Raw genomic sequence first — 11,917 nt, 5'->3', positions numbered from 1 at the left:
TTTGTTTTGCGTTCTGACTTGTCCGTACCCACTGCGGGAGGTGCTTACACAGAGCGGCCGCGGAAAATAGAGTGGGATGAGGTCCGGGCCCGGCCCGGGGAAGGAGGATCATGCACGGCACACCTGTTCCGGCCCTGGGGGTTCCCGCACCTGTGTTCGACGGGGTCCGGCGCATCGCCGTGCTTCGCGGCGGCGGCCTGGGGGACCTGATCTTCGCGGTCCCGGCCATCCACTCGCTGGCCGCTGCCTACCCAGGAGCCGACATCACGCTGCTGGGCACGCCCTTGCATGCGGCCCTGCTTGACGGCAGGCCGGGCCCGGTCAGCACGGTTGAGGTGCTGCCGTTCGCGGAGGGAGTCCGGCCCGCACCGGGCGGCGTCGCGGAGGACCCGGCAGCGGTGCGGGAGTTCCTCGCCCGGATGCGGGGGAACCGTTTCGATCTGGCCGTGCAGCTGCACGGCGGGGGCAGGTTCTCAAACCCGTTCGTCAAGGAACTGGGGGCCACCCACTCCGTCGGTTGCCGGACACCGGACGCGGAACCGCTGGAACGCAATCTCGATTACGTCTATTACCAGCACGAAGTCCTGCGGGCGCTCGAGGTGGTGTCCCTTGCCGGCGCCCCTGCGGCCATGCTGGAGCCGGTGCTGGAAACCACTGCGGCGGAACGCGCTGCCGCGGCCCGGTTCCTGCTCGACGGCGTCAAAGGGGTGGTCGGCATCCATCCGGGCGCGACGGATCCCCGCCGCCGGTGGCCCGCACGGCACTTCGCGGACGTAGCCGGGCGGCTGGCAGCAGACGGTTACCAGGTGCTGGTGGTCGGCGACCGGTCGGATGAGGAAGCGGCAGAAGAGATCCTGGCGCGGGTCAATGGCGCCGGCAATCCGGGGGCCTCCCTGGTGACGAGCACCGCCGGGAGGCTGGACCTGGGCGGGCTCGCCGGGCTGCTTGCCCGCTGCGATGTCGTGGTGGGCAATGACAGCGGCCCCCGGCATCTGGCCCAGGCCGTGGGAGCCGCTACGGTCGGTGTCTATTGGTTCGGCAACGTGGTCAACGCCGGGCCTTTGAGCCGCGCACGCCACCGGTTGCAGATGTCGTGGCAGAGCGAATGCCCGGTCTGCGGGGTGGACGTGACGCAGGTGGGCTGGACGGCCGAACGGTGCGAGCACGACGACTCGTTCGTTGCGGCCATCCAGCCGGGACCGGTCTACGAGGATGCCAAAGCCCTGCTGGAGGGCCTACGGCCATGAATCCTCTTCCTCATGGCAAATGACGAGTTCGCGCACTTCACAGCCGCGGGGCTGTGAAAGGGCGAACAGCACAGCCTCGGCCACGCGGGCGGGATCGTTGAGCCGGGAATCGTCCTGCGGCTTGTACTTCTCGTCCCGGTCGTCGAAGAAATGCGTCTTCATGCCGGCCGGGATCAGGGTGGTCACTCCGATCTCGCCCTTCGTTTCGGCGGCCAGCGAGCGGCTGAACCCGACCACGGCGAACTTCGAGGCGCAGTAGGCGGTAGCCTCCGGCAGCGCCCGGATGCCCAGGGAAGAGGCAACGGTGACCACACGGCCGTGCGTTTGCTTCAGGTAGGGGAGTGCAGCGCGGACGACGGAGACGGTGCCCAGCAGGTTCACTCCGATCACCTTCTCCCACTGCTCGGCCGCGACGTCCTCGAGTTTGCCGCACCGGTCGATGCCCGCTGCGGTGACGACCGCGTCGAGGCCTCCGGCAGCCTCGGCCGCTTCGGTCACCGCGGCGGTGACCGAAGCGGTGTCGGAGACATCCGCCTGGTATGCCTTGGCGCCGGTGACAGCGCTCGTGTCGAGGTCAATCACGATGGGCTGGTCGCCTGCCTTGAGGGCTGCCTCGACGACGGCGGCGCCAAGGCCTGACGCGCCGCCGGTCACCAGGATGCGGCGGGGGTTTTGGGACTGGTTCACGGGGAACTTCCTCTCGTTCTTCGGGTTGTGGTGGCTGGAGGGGCCGGCCGGCGGTCAGCCGACGCGGGCGAGTGCGGAGGCCAGGCCGGTCGTCGAGCGGGCCGGGTGGTACGGGACGGTCACGGTCCGGCCGCCCCAACTCTTCATCAGGGCGGCCTCCGGAAGGTCCTCGGGGGAGTAGTCGCCGCCTTTGACCCAGACGTCGGGCTGCAGGGACTCGAGCACGGCCTCCGGCGTGTCTTCATCGAAGAGCACGACGGCGTCAACGCATTCGAGGGCTTCCAGGAGTTCGACCCGGTCGTGTTCGGCGATGATCGGGCGCTGCGGGCCCTTCAGCCGGCGGACCGAGGAGTCCGAGTTGAGGCAGACGATCAGGCAGTCGCCGAGCTTCCGTGCGGCTGCCAGCGTCCGCACATGCCCGGCGTGGAGCAGGTCGAAACAACCGCCGGTGGCGATCACCGAGCCTCCGGTTTGCCGGACCTGGCGTACCAGGCGCCGGGCATCCACCCGGTCGCTGGTGAGCGCGGCGGGCTGCGGACCGGGCAGCGCATCCGGCGGCCGCAGCGCGCTGACTCCGCCGGCAGCGAGGTAGGCCGCCGCCGCCTCCACCGCTCCGCCCGCGGCGGCGTCCAGGCCGGCGCCGGCTGCCAGGCCGAGTGCGAGGGTCGCGGCGAACCGGTCCCCGGCACCGCAGGTGTCACCGGCGGGTACCTTCGGGGCGGGCAGGAGACGGGGCGCGGCACCGCCCTCGTCGAGGAGCAGCACACCGTCCGCTCCGAGCGTGACGGCGACGCTCAGGCTGCCCCAGCGGCTCAGCAGCGCCGCTGCGGCGACTGCCGCGTCGTCGGGTCCGGCGGTGCCCGCACCGGCAGCGCGTCCCGCTTCCGCCTGGTTCGGGGTGGCCACGCGGACGCCGGCCACGGGTTCGGCGCCGGCCGGATGGGGGTCCCAGACCACGGGGACTCGCGCGGTGAGGCTCTCCAGCGCGGACCGCAGCTCGGGGTTGGCGGGCAGGCCGCGCCCGTAGTCGGCGACGATGACGGCGTCGGCTGCGGCGAGCGCCGCGAGCATCTCGTCCGTCACCCTGGGAAGGGGCGCGGGGGCGCAGCCTTCGTCGAAGCGGACGACGGGCTGGCCGTGGGCGCGCACCCGGGTTTTGACCGGTGTCGGTGCGCCCGAGGGTCCCGCGGTGAGCGGGATGCCGGCCAGCGCCTCGCGCAGCAGTTCGGAGTTTTCGTCGTCGGACAGCACCGTCACCAGCCGCACGTCGACGTCGTCGGCGGCCAGCATCGCCGCGACGAGCCCTGCGCCGCCGGCACGCCGTTGAACCGAGGAGACGTCCACGACCGGAACGGGCGCGTCGGGGCACAGCCGGGTGGCCTCCCCGCCGAGGTCGACGTCGAGGAGGACGTCGCCGACGACCACGATCGTTGGCTGTTTCATTTCTGGCCCTCCGCCCTGGCCACTGCCGCGTCAAACGCCCGGCAGATGCCGTGCAGGGCGATCAGGTGTGCTTCCTGCACGTTGGCGTTGAGTGCCTCGACGGTGACGAAGTCATCCACGGCCCGGCACAGCGGGTTCGGACCGGGCCCGGTCAGCGCCCAGCTCACCGCACCTGCGTCGCGGGCGGCCTCGGCGGCGCGCAGCAGGTTCGGGCTGCGGCCGCTGGTGGACATCAGCACCAGCACGTCGCCGGCGCGGGCGTGTCCGTGCACCTGTCGGGCGAAGAGTTCATCGAACCCGTAGTCATTGCCGATGGCGGTCAAGGCCGACGTGTCCGCATGCAGCGCGATCGCCGAGAACGGGCGGCGTTCGCCGTCGAAGCGGCCCACGAGCTCGGCCGTTAGGTGCTGGGCTTCGGCCGCCGAGCCGCCGTTTCCGGCCGCGAGCAGCCGCTGGCCCCGCAGCATGCGCTCGGCCAGCTCGTCGCCCCAGGCAGCCAGGTGGGACGCCTCGCGCTGGAGACTGGCCAGCGCGGGCAGGACGTTGCGCAAGTGGTCCGTCACCGCCCGGGACGATGGCGTCGCGACGGTTGCGGGCTCCGGGAGCCGCGGATCGCCTTCGAGAGTGTGTTCAATGGTCATGAGTTCGACCCTCCGGAGGCTCCGGTCAGCGGCTCGCTGCTGCGCATCGCACGCGCCACGTCCAGCCGCGGGGTGCCGGAGGCCATGGAGGCGCGGCCGTACAGCAGGGAGGCATAGGTCTTCTCGGTGTCGGCGGCGACGCGGTCCCAGGAATACCGCGCCCGGACGCGTTTGCTGCCGGCGGCGCCGAACCGGCGCGCCAGCTCGGGCTTGGTGAGGAGCAGTTCGAGCGCGCTGGCGATGGCTTCGGGGTCCCGCGGCGGCACGTGCACGCCGGTTACGCCGTCGACGACGGTATCGATCAGGCCGCCGACCGCGGCTGCCACCACCGGGACGCCGCAGGCCATCGCCTCCAGCGGGACGATGCCGAAGGGCTCGTACCAAGGGGCGCACACCACGGCGTCGACGCCGCGCAGCACCTGCGGCATCTCATCCCGGGGCACCTGGCCGCGCAGCACGACGCGGTCCGCGACGCCCAGCGCCTGCGCCAGTTTCCGGAGCCTGCACGCCTCGGGGTCGTCGGCCAGGTCCTCGGCGGCACCGGCGCCCCCGACGATCAGCAGTTCGACGTCGTCCAGCCCCATGTCCGCCAGCAGTGCCAGCGCGCTGATGGTGGTCCCCACGCCTTTGCGCTGCACGAGCCGTCCGACGGTGGCGACCCGGTAGGTATGTGTCCGGGGCTCCGCGGGTCCGACGGGCTCGAACAGCCCAAGGTCGACCCCGCAGGGAGCGACAGCGATCCGGCCCGGCGGCACCCCCATGGACTTGAGCTCGAACACTTCGTCAGAGCAGGTCGCCAGGACTCGGTCCGCGTTGGCGCCCACCCACGGCTCGAGCCAGGTCCGGTCCGCCGGGCTGGTGTCCTCCTTGCCCTGGTGCCGGCGCTTCACCGTGCCGAGGGCGTGGAAGGTGTGCACCACCGGCACCCAGGCCGGGGTCCGGCGGGCCGCGTCGAGGGCGGCCAGGCCGGACATCCAGAAGTGGCTGTGCACCAAGTCGGGCGGGGCGGAGCCCCAGTCGGCGGCGATGCCGTCGGCGAGGGCGCCCATGTACGGCAGCAGGTCATCCTTCGGGACGGGACGGGCAGGGCCCGCGTCGACGTGCACCACGGCGACGCCGGGCGCGACCTCCACCCGCCGGGGAAGGTCGGGGCTGTCACGGCGGGTGTAGACGGTTACGTCGTGGCCGCGGCGCGCGAGCGCAGTGGAGAGGGCCGCAACATGGACGTTTTGGCCACCTGCGTCCACCCCTCCCAGGGCGGCCAACGGGCTGGCATGTTCGGAAACCATGGAGATTTTCACTGCGTCCTCCTTTCTGTGGATGCGGGGAACACCCGCGGGGAGCGGGCGTGCTCAAGTACGTCGTCCCACCGGGTCAGGAACGGTTTGAGGCCGTACCCCTGCAGGGCGGTCTCGCGGGCCGCCTGGCCGCGCTTCCGCGCCTCGTCAGGGTCCTCGAGCAGCCGCCGGGCAGCGCGGCACAGTTCTTCGATGTCGGTGGAAACGACCCCTGCCTCGGGAGGTACCGCCCGGCGGGCCTCGGTGCTGTCAAGGGCGATGACCGGCATCCCCAGGTGCATGGCCTCCAGCAGCGACAGCCCCAGGGACGTCCAGCGGAGCGGATGCAGGTACACGCGGTTCCGGGCCAGGCGTGAGTGCAGCAGGCCGGTGGGCAGGTCCCCTCCGATGGAGAGCTCCTGCTCGCCCAGCCCCAGCTTCCCGGCCAGTCCGTCCCCGCCCATGCCGAACACCTCAAGCCTTCCGGCGGCGGCAAAGCGCGGGAGCAGGTCCGTTCCGGTGACCCGCCACCGGCGCACCGGCTCATTCACGACCACGCCCAGCTGTCGGAGTTCTCCGGTGTACAGCGGGCCCGGATCGACGATGCCGTGTTCGATGACGGTGGTCGGCGCCCTGCCGTTGTCCCAGAACAGCTCGTTGAAGTGGGTGACGTGCACGATGGGAATCTCCGACTGGCCGGACAGCGGGTGCACGCTGTTGGGCACGTCGCCCTTGGGGGTGTTGTGCTCCAGGAAGACCGCGGGCAGGTCCCGGCCCGGCACCCGTCCCAGCAGCCGCTCGACGGCGGCGAGTTCCTCCGTGCGCTGCAGGACGACGACGTCCGGTTCGGCGTCGCGCAGGCGCTCCAGCGGAACCTCGACTGCGCTCGCCGGCCAGTCCCGGCCGCCGCGGCCGAGCCCCCAGGCGCCGCCTCCGCCGACCGGCAGCAGGTATTCGTGCGGTCCCCGCACGAACGCGTCGGTCCAACCTCCGTGCACATGCCACAACAGGACCCTCACCGCTGGGCCTTCCGTTCGGGGGCAGCCGGGCGCCCCGGATCGGCAAGGATGCGCTCCACGGCGTCGACCACCTCCCGGGGCGTGACCGAGGCCAGGCAGGGATGGCCGGGCACCGGGCAGACGCGCGCCCTGGTGTTCCGGCAGGGCGCGTCCTGGTCGCCCAGCAGCTCCCTGCGCACGCCGTACGGTGCCCACCGCACCGCGGGCACCACGGGGGAGAAGAGGCTGACCACGGGAGTGCCGACGGCTGCGGCCAGGTGCGCCGGGCCGGTGTTGCCGGTGATGACCACCTCGGCTCCGGCCAGCACGCCGGCCAAGGTCCGCATGCCGGTGCGGCCGCCCAGGTCGAGCCCTGCCCTGCCGGCGACTTGGGCCGTGAGCCCGGCATCAGAGGGGCCGCCTGTCACGACCACGCGGTGGCCTGCCTGCGCCAGTAGCTCGACCGCTGCCGCGTGGTGCGCCGCCGGCCACTCCCGGGCCGGCACCGAGGCGCCGGGATGGACCGCGATATACGGCTGGCCGCCGACGGAGGCCGGCGGCGGGGGCGGTGCCTGCACGGCGAGCCGGCCGTCGTCGCCGGCGGGAAGCTCGTAGCCTGCCGCCTCCGCGATGGCCAGCGCGCGCTCGGGCTCGGGCAGATCCTCGGGGAGGTCCTCGCCGGGCTTGAGCCGGACGTCGAGCAGCGAGCCGGCGAAGTCGACCGACGCGCCGGCCGTCAGCGGCACGCCGGCCAGCCGGAGCAGCAAGGCCAGGGGCAGCGGCGACTGGTGGAACGAGGTGAAAATGACGGCCTGGTCGAACTGCTCTGCCGCCAGGAAGGCCTGCAGCGGCTCCAGATGCTTCGGGGTGGCGGCCGGGCTCGGGTCCACAATCCAGGGCGCCGCCCAGGTGAAGACGCGGTCGACCCCGGGCAGCATTTCCGCGGCGGGGGTGCCCTCGGGCCCGCACAGCATGACCACCTCGTCGGCGCCCGAGGCCACGGCGCGCACAGCAGGGCCGGTGACGAGAACGTCGCCGAGGCTGTCGAGCCGGGCAACCAGCACGCGGCGGCTCATCGCCGCGCCTCGGCCGGGACAGGCGCATCGAGAAGATGGTGCACGGCGGTGCCCTCCGGGAAGAGCGCCAGCACAGCTGCCCGGAGGTCGGCCGCGACCTCGGGCGCGTCGGCGACCTCCTGCGGGAGCGTCACCGCCGTAGGAACCAGCACGGACCTGCAGCCCGCTGCCGCGGCCGCCTCGACGTCGGCCCCGATGTCGCCGACCAGGGCCAGGTCCCAGGGCGCGATATCCAGCTGGCGCGCCGCATGGAAGATCATGCCGGGCTTCGGTTTGCGGCATTCGCAGCCGTCGTCGGGGCCGTGCGGGCAGATGCACCAGGCATCGAAAGGGCCCAGCAGCTGGTCCACCCGGGCGTTGACAGCCTCGACCTGTCCGGCGGTGAGGAGTCCGCGGGCGATGCCGGACTGGTTGCTCACGACTCCCGTCGGGATGCCGGCGGCACGCAGCGCGGCGAGCACCTCCTTCGCGCCCGGGAGGGGGCTCACCAGCGAAGGATCACCGTTGTACGGCACATCGGTGACCAGCGTGCCGTCCCGATCGAACAGCATGCCCAGGGGCGGGCGGGAGGTTTGCGCTTCCATATGAAGAACTGTTCCCTCAGTATGCTGATCATAAACATCGGGTTGCGGGACGGCGGGCTTTGCGGCGGTCCCGCGCGGCAGGAAAGGCAGGCTGAAGTGGTGCAGCCAGGTATGTCCGGGCGCCTTGGGGCGGCCGCCGCGGGCTACAGCCGGCCCGTCGTCGTCGCCCTGCGCGCGCTGAAGCTTGGCGATTTGCTCGTCGCGGTTCCGGCGCTGCGCGGTCTGCGGCGTGCCTTCCCCGATCATGATCTTGTCTTCGCCGCGCCGGTGTGGCTCGCACCGATCGTGGAACTCGTGGGAGGCGTCGACGAGCTGCTGCCCACGCCCGGGCTCGATGGTCCGCTGGCGCTGGCGCCGGGCAGTGCGGACGTGGCGGTGAACCTGCACGGCAACGGGCCCGAGAGCAGGGGCGCCCTGGAAGCACTCCGGCCCCGGCGGCGGATCGGCCACCGCGCAGCGGGGTGGGACGGTCCCGTCTGGCAGGACGGCATCCACGAGCGCGTGCGCTGGGCCCGGCTGCTGCAGGGGCACGGCATCGACGCCGATCCGGCTGACTTCGCGTTGCGGACCCCGGAGGTTCCCAGCGCGGCACCCGGAGCTGCGGTCGTTCACGTCGGGGCCTTCTACGGCAGCCGCCAATGGCCGGTGGGCCGATTCGCTGAGGTGGCCGCCGCGCTGACGGCTGCCGGGCATCACGTGGTGCTCACCGGCAGCGAGTCCGAACGGCCCCGGGCCGAGGCGGTGGCGCAGGCCGCGCGGCTGCCTGCGGAAAGCATCCTGGCCGGAAGACTGGGCCTGCAGGAGTTTGCCGCGGTCATCGCGCACGCCCGGCTCGTCGTCTCCGCCGACACCGGGGCCGCACACCTCGCCTCTGCCTACGCCGTACCGTCCGTCGTGTTGTTTGGCCCCGCTCCGCCGGAGGAGTGGGGGCCTCCGCCCGGACCGCACGTGGTGCTCACCGACGCCGCCCAGCGCCGGGGCGAAACCTTTTCGGCAGAGCCGGATCCGGCCCTGCTCGCTGTGCAGCCGGCCGACGTCCTCGACGCCCTGGGCTCCCTTGGGGTCTTCTGAGACGGACTAGCCGGCGGGTTCCTCAAGCTGCGCGCGCAGCCGCTGAAGGAGCTTCGCCAGGACCCGTGACACCTGCATCTGGCTGATGTCCAGCTCATCGGCGATGTCCTGCTGCTTGCGCTCTTCGAAATAGCGCAGGAACAACAGGCGCCGTTCCCAGGCTGTGAGTTCCCGCAGCGCGGACGCGAGACTCGCCCGCTGCTCCGCCCGGTCCAAGTTGGGATCATGTGCCCCGAGGGTGTCGGAGAGGCTCCGCAGGTCCGACTCGGAGGTCCGCGCCTCGAAGGAGGAAGGGCGCAGTGCTCCCTCGCACTGGAGGGCTTCCTCCACGTCCTTGCGGTCCACCTCCAGCTCGTCTGCCAGCTGCGCAACGGACGGCTCGCGCCCCATCGTGTGCGCCAGCTCCGCCTTCGCCACATTGACCCGGGCGCGCAGCTCCTGGAGGGGCCGCGGCGGCCGGATCATCCAGCCGTGGTCCCGCAGGTACCGTTTCACCTCACCCGAGACGGTCGGCAGGGCGTAGGCGGCGAAGCTGTCACCTTTCGCCGCGTCGAAACCGGAGACTGCTTTGACCAGTCCCAGCCGGGCCACCTGCCGCAGGTCGGCCCAGTCGCGGCCGCTCCCGCGGTAGCGCCAGGCGACCGAATCCGCGAGGCTGAGATGCTCGACGACGAGCTGCTGCTGCGCTGGTCTGATGCCCGTCGGGCGGGGGCCGGGGGCATGCCCCAAGGGCCGCCGGTTGGTGCGGCCGCCATGGCGGGCGGCTGGGGGGACACGGGGTTGACGGTTCATCGGAGGTCCTTGCGGATAACTTCCGGCCCTTGACTCGAGCACTTCTCCCAGAGAAGCAGAAGTGCTCGAGAGAAGCAATGGGGGCCGCCCGGGTGGCAGCCCGCCCTGCGCCCCGCCATAGGATGTGCCCATGGAACCGACCGCCGCTGCCCGCATCGTCCGGACCAGCCCGCTGACCCGCTCCCTGCTGGCCCCCAACCCGGGTGTGATGAGCCTCGAGGGCACGAACTCGTACCTGCTCGGGGGGCTGGACCGCGTCGTCGTCGTCGACCCCGGGCCGCTGGACGGCGGGCACCTGCGCGCCCTCGCAGCCGAAGCCGTTGAGCTGATCCTCATCACGCACCGGCACGCGGACCATACCGCCGGAAGCGCCGAACTGCACCGGCTCACCGGCGCGCCCGTGCGCGCCTTCAGCCCCGATCATTGTCTCGGCGGGTCTCCCGTCGTCGACGGCGAGCTCATTGAGGCCGCAGGGCTGCAGATCCAGGTGCTGGCGACCCCGGGCCACACCTCGGACTCGGTCTGTTTCCGGCTCCCGGAGGACGGGCCGGCCGGATCGGTCCTGACCGGGGACACCATCCTCGGCCGGGGCACGACGGTCCTGGACCATCCGGACGGGACCCTGCGGGAGTACCTGGCCTCGCTGGAGCGGCTCAGCCGGTTGGGTCCGGCCACGGTCCTGCCCGCGCACGGGCCTGTGCTGCCTGACCTTGCCGAGGCCTGCCAGCGGTACCGGGAACACCGCCACCACCGCCTGGAGGAGATCCGGGGCGCCTTGGCCGAGATCGGAGCGGAGGCCAGCGTCGAAGAGGTTTCCTCGGTGGTCTACCGCGGCATTGAGCCGGCGCTGCGGGGCGCGGCGGAGAAGTCCGTCAGGGCGCAGCTGGAGTACCTGCGGGGACTCTAAGCTCCGGCCCGGGCCAAGGCGCGGCACCAGGGCCCGCCCTGCGGCGAAGCCCTGGCGCCTGGTCCACGGCCGGCTCAGTCTGCGTTCTGGCTGCCGGTCTGCTCGTCCACGGAGGCCTCGCCGCCGGTGACGGTCTGGCCACGGGCGGCTGTGTGGCCGCCGGTGACGGCCTGGGTGCCGGCCGCCTGCTGTTCCGCGGACCCTGCCTCCACCGAGGACTGTGTCGAGCCCTCGCTGACGGCGATCCGGCGCGGCTTGGCCCGTTCGCTGACCGGGATCACCACATTCAGCACCCCGTTGTCGTAGTGCGCGGTGATGCCTTCGATATCGATGTCCCGGCCCAGGTTGAGCTGCCGCAGGAACTGGGCGTTCTGCCGCTCGCGCACGAGCCAGCGCACGCCCTCGCTGCCGCGCACGTTTCGCTCGGCGCGGATGGTCAGGAGATCCCCGTCGACGTCGATGTCCACGGAACCCGGATCGATGCCGGGCAGTTCGGCGTTGAGAATGTACCTGTCGCCTTCGCGGTACAGGTCCATCGGCATCTGTCGCGGGCCCTGCCGGTTCTCCAGCAGCGCAGAGGCGACGCGGTCCAGTTCACGGAACGGATCGAAATTCATGGCCATTGTCGTCACTTCCTTCACGTCGGCCGCCCCTTAGGGTGCGGTGCCATCCAAGTTGAGCGTTCCCCGCTCAACTTCCTTGATACCACCCTCGTTACGCGTGCGCAAGAGGCCTTAGGTCCCGTCCGCCGGGAGAGAGCCGATTGAGCGCCAGCGCGCCGATGAGGAGGCCGAAGTCGCGCAGTGCGACGTCGTAGAAACCGGGCAGGAGCAGCAGGTTCGCGATGATGCCGGCCAGCCACAGGGCGACCACAAGTGAGCCGATGCGCGGCCGCCACGCGACCAGCAGGCCGGCCGCGATCTCCACCACCCCGACCCCGTACATGAATTGCTGGGCCGGGACGGGAACCACCTGGGTGGCGACGGGGGCAAGGTACATGGTCCAGTGCGTGAGCAGGTTGGTGAACTTGTCGAGGCCGAAGAGAGCGGGGGCGAGGGTGAAGACAGTGCGGAGCAGGAAAAAGGCCTGGCGTGAGGAGACCTGCGGGAGGGTCGGGGATGCTGAACGGTGCTGGTGGGTAACCATGGCGGGTGCCTTTCTAAAAGTAGGTGAGCGCCATTTTAGAACCGGAAG

General features: G+C 71.6%; 13 protein-coding genes. 3 read left to right on the top strand and 10 right to left on the bottom strand.

Annotation, left to right across the window (positions count from 1 at the left end; genetic code table 11):
* Nucleotides 1-110: 110 nt before the first annotated feature.
* Nucleotides 111-1,247, top strand: a complete 1,137-nt coding sequence (locus KIH31_RS02770) for a glycosyltransferase family 9 protein (protein ID WP_214425511.1) — start codon at nucleotides 111-113, stop codon at nucleotides 1,245-1,247.
* On the opposite strand, the gene KIH31_RS02765 is transcribed toward KIH31_RS02770, so the two are convergent.
* From KIH31_RS02765 to KIH31_RS02735, 7 genes are read right to left on the bottom strand one after another with little or no spacing between them, the layout of a single operon-like run.
* Nucleotides 1,236-1,934, bottom strand: coding sequence for an SDR family oxidoreductase (locus KIH31_RS02765; protein WP_214425510.1), 699 nt, complete (start codon nucleotides 1,932-1,934; stop codon nucleotides 1,236-1,238). The genes KIH31_RS02770 and KIH31_RS02765 overlap by 12 nt on opposite strands.
* Nucleotides 1,935-1,988: 54 nt before the next feature.
* Nucleotides 1,989-3,377 (bottom strand): D-glycero-beta-D-manno-heptose 1-phosphate adenylyltransferase, encoded by a 1,389-nt coding sequence (rfaE2, locus tag KIH31_RS02760; protein WP_214425509.1) that lies wholly within the window; start codon nucleotides 3,375-3,377, stop codon nucleotides 1,989-1,991.
* Nucleotides 3,374-4,018, bottom strand: a complete 645-nt coding sequence (locus tag KIH31_RS02755) for an SIS domain-containing protein (protein WP_214425508.1) — start codon at nucleotides 4,016-4,018, stop codon at nucleotides 3,374-3,376. The genes rfaE2 and KIH31_RS02755 overlap by 4 nt, the downstream gene beginning before the upstream one ends.
* Complete coding sequence (locus KIH31_RS02750; protein ID WP_214425507.1) at nucleotides 4,015-5,319, bottom strand: glycosyltransferase; 1,305 nt, start codon at nucleotides 5,317-5,319, stop codon at nucleotides 4,015-4,017. Before KIH31_RS02750 ends, KIH31_RS02755 begins: the two co-directional genes overlap by 4 nt.
* Entirely contained in the window at nucleotides 5,316-6,314 is a 999-nt protein-coding gene (locus KIH31_RS02745) for a glycosyltransferase (protein ID WP_214425506.1), read from the bottom strand. Before KIH31_RS02745 ends, KIH31_RS02750 begins: the two co-directional genes overlap by 4 nt.
* Complete coding sequence (locus tag KIH31_RS02740; protein WP_214425505.1) at nucleotides 6,311-7,369, bottom strand: glycosyltransferase family 9 protein; 1,059 nt, start codon at nucleotides 7,367-7,369, stop codon at nucleotides 6,311-6,313. The genes KIH31_RS02745 and KIH31_RS02740 overlap by 4 nt, the downstream gene beginning before the upstream one ends.
* Nucleotides 7,366-7,953, bottom strand: a complete 588-nt coding sequence (locus tag KIH31_RS02735) for an HAD-IIIA family hydrolase (RefSeq protein ID WP_214425504.1) — start codon at nucleotides 7,951-7,953, stop codon at nucleotides 7,366-7,368. The genes KIH31_RS02740 and KIH31_RS02735 overlap by 4 nt, the downstream gene beginning before the upstream one ends.
* Nucleotides 7,954-8,064: 111 nt before the next feature.
* Here KIH31_RS02735 and KIH31_RS02730 point away from each other — a divergent pair, with 111 nt between their 5' ends.
* Nucleotides 8,065-9,024, top strand: coding sequence for a glycosyltransferase family 9 protein (locus KIH31_RS02730; RefSeq protein ID WP_214425666.1), 960 nt, complete (start codon nucleotides 8,065-8,067; stop codon nucleotides 9,022-9,024).
* A 6-nt stretch (nucleotides 9,025-9,030) separates the two neighbouring features.
* Here the strand turns inward: KIH31_RS02730 and KIH31_RS02725 are convergent, their stop codons facing one another.
* Nucleotides 9,031-9,816 carry a sigma-70 family RNA polymerase sigma factor gene (locus tag KIH31_RS02725; protein WP_214425503.1) on the bottom strand — a complete coding sequence of 262 codons (786 nt, stop codon included), beginning with the start codon at nucleotides 9,814-9,816 and terminating at the stop codon, nucleotides 9,031-9,033.
* A gap of 130 nt (nucleotides 9,817-9,946) precedes the next feature.
* On the opposite strand from KIH31_RS02725, the gene KIH31_RS02720 reads away from it, so the two are divergent.
* Entirely contained in the window at nucleotides 9,947-10,723 is a 777-nt protein-coding gene (locus tag KIH31_RS02720) for an MBL fold metallo-hydrolase (protein WP_214425502.1), read from the top strand.
* Between the two features lie 74 nt (nucleotides 10,724-10,797).
* Here KIH31_RS02720 and KIH31_RS02715 read toward each other — a convergent pair whose 3' ends face one another.
* Nucleotides 10,798-11,346 carry an Hsp20/alpha crystallin family protein gene (locus tag KIH31_RS02715; protein WP_214425501.1) on the bottom strand — a complete coding sequence of 183 codons (549 nt, stop codon included), beginning with the start codon at nucleotides 11,344-11,346 and terminating at the stop codon, nucleotides 10,798-10,800.
* Nucleotides 11,347-11,437: 91 nt separating this feature from the next.
* Nucleotides 11,438-11,869, bottom strand: coding sequence for a hypothetical protein (locus KIH31_RS02710; RefSeq protein WP_214425500.1), 432 nt, complete (start codon nucleotides 11,867-11,869; stop codon nucleotides 11,438-11,440).
* Between the last annotated feature and the right edge of the window lie 48 nt (nucleotides 11,870-11,917).

Origin of the sequence: Paenarthrobacter sp. DKR-5 (genome assembly GCF_018531425.1) — a bacterium.
In the GTDB taxonomy this organism is placed as follows: domain Bacteria; phylum Actinomycetota; class Actinomycetes; order Actinomycetales; family Micrococcaceae; genus DKR-5.
Note: the sequence above shows the minus strand (reverse complement) of the source record. Positions and strands in the feature narration are given on the sequence as shown.

Coding starts and splice junctions, on each gene's coding strand:
- KIH31_RS02770 (WP_214425511.1), top strand. CDS start 111: ATGCACGGCACACCTGTTCCGGCCCTGGGGGTTCCCGCACCTGTGTTC.
- rfaE2 (WP_214425509.1), bottom strand. CDS start 3,377: ATGAAACAGCCAACGATCGTGGTCGTCGGCGACGTCCTCCTCGACGTC.
- KIH31_RS02755 (WP_214425508.1), bottom strand. CDS start 4,018: ATGACCATTGAACACACTCTCGAAGGCGATCCGCGGCTCCCGGAGCCC.
- KIH31_RS02740 (WP_214425505.1), bottom strand. CDS start 7,369: ATGAGCCGCCGCGTGCTGGTTGCCCGGCTCGACAGCCTCGGCGACGTT.
- KIH31_RS02735 (WP_214425504.1), bottom strand. CDS start 7,953: ATGGAAGCGCAAACCTCCCGCCCGCCCCTGGGCATGCTGTTCGATCGG.
- KIH31_RS02730 (WP_214425666.1), top strand. CDS start 8,065: ATGTCCGGGCGCCTTGGGGCGGCCGCCGCGGGCTACAGCCGGCCCGTC.
- KIH31_RS02725 (WP_214425503.1), bottom strand. CDS start 9,816: ATGAACCGTCAACCCCGTGTCCCCCCAGCCGCCCGCCATGGCGGCCGC.
- KIH31_RS02720 (WP_214425502.1), top strand. CDS start 9,947: ATGGAACCGACCGCCGCTGCCCGCATCGTCCGGACCAGCCCGCTGACC.
- KIH31_RS02715 (WP_214425501.1), bottom strand. CDS start 11,346: ATGGCCATGAATTTCGATCCGTTCCGTGAACTGGACCGCGTCGCCTCT.
- KIH31_RS02710 (WP_214425500.1), bottom strand. CDS start 11,869: ATGGTTACCCACCAGCACCGTTCAGCATCCCCGACCCTCCCGCAGGTC.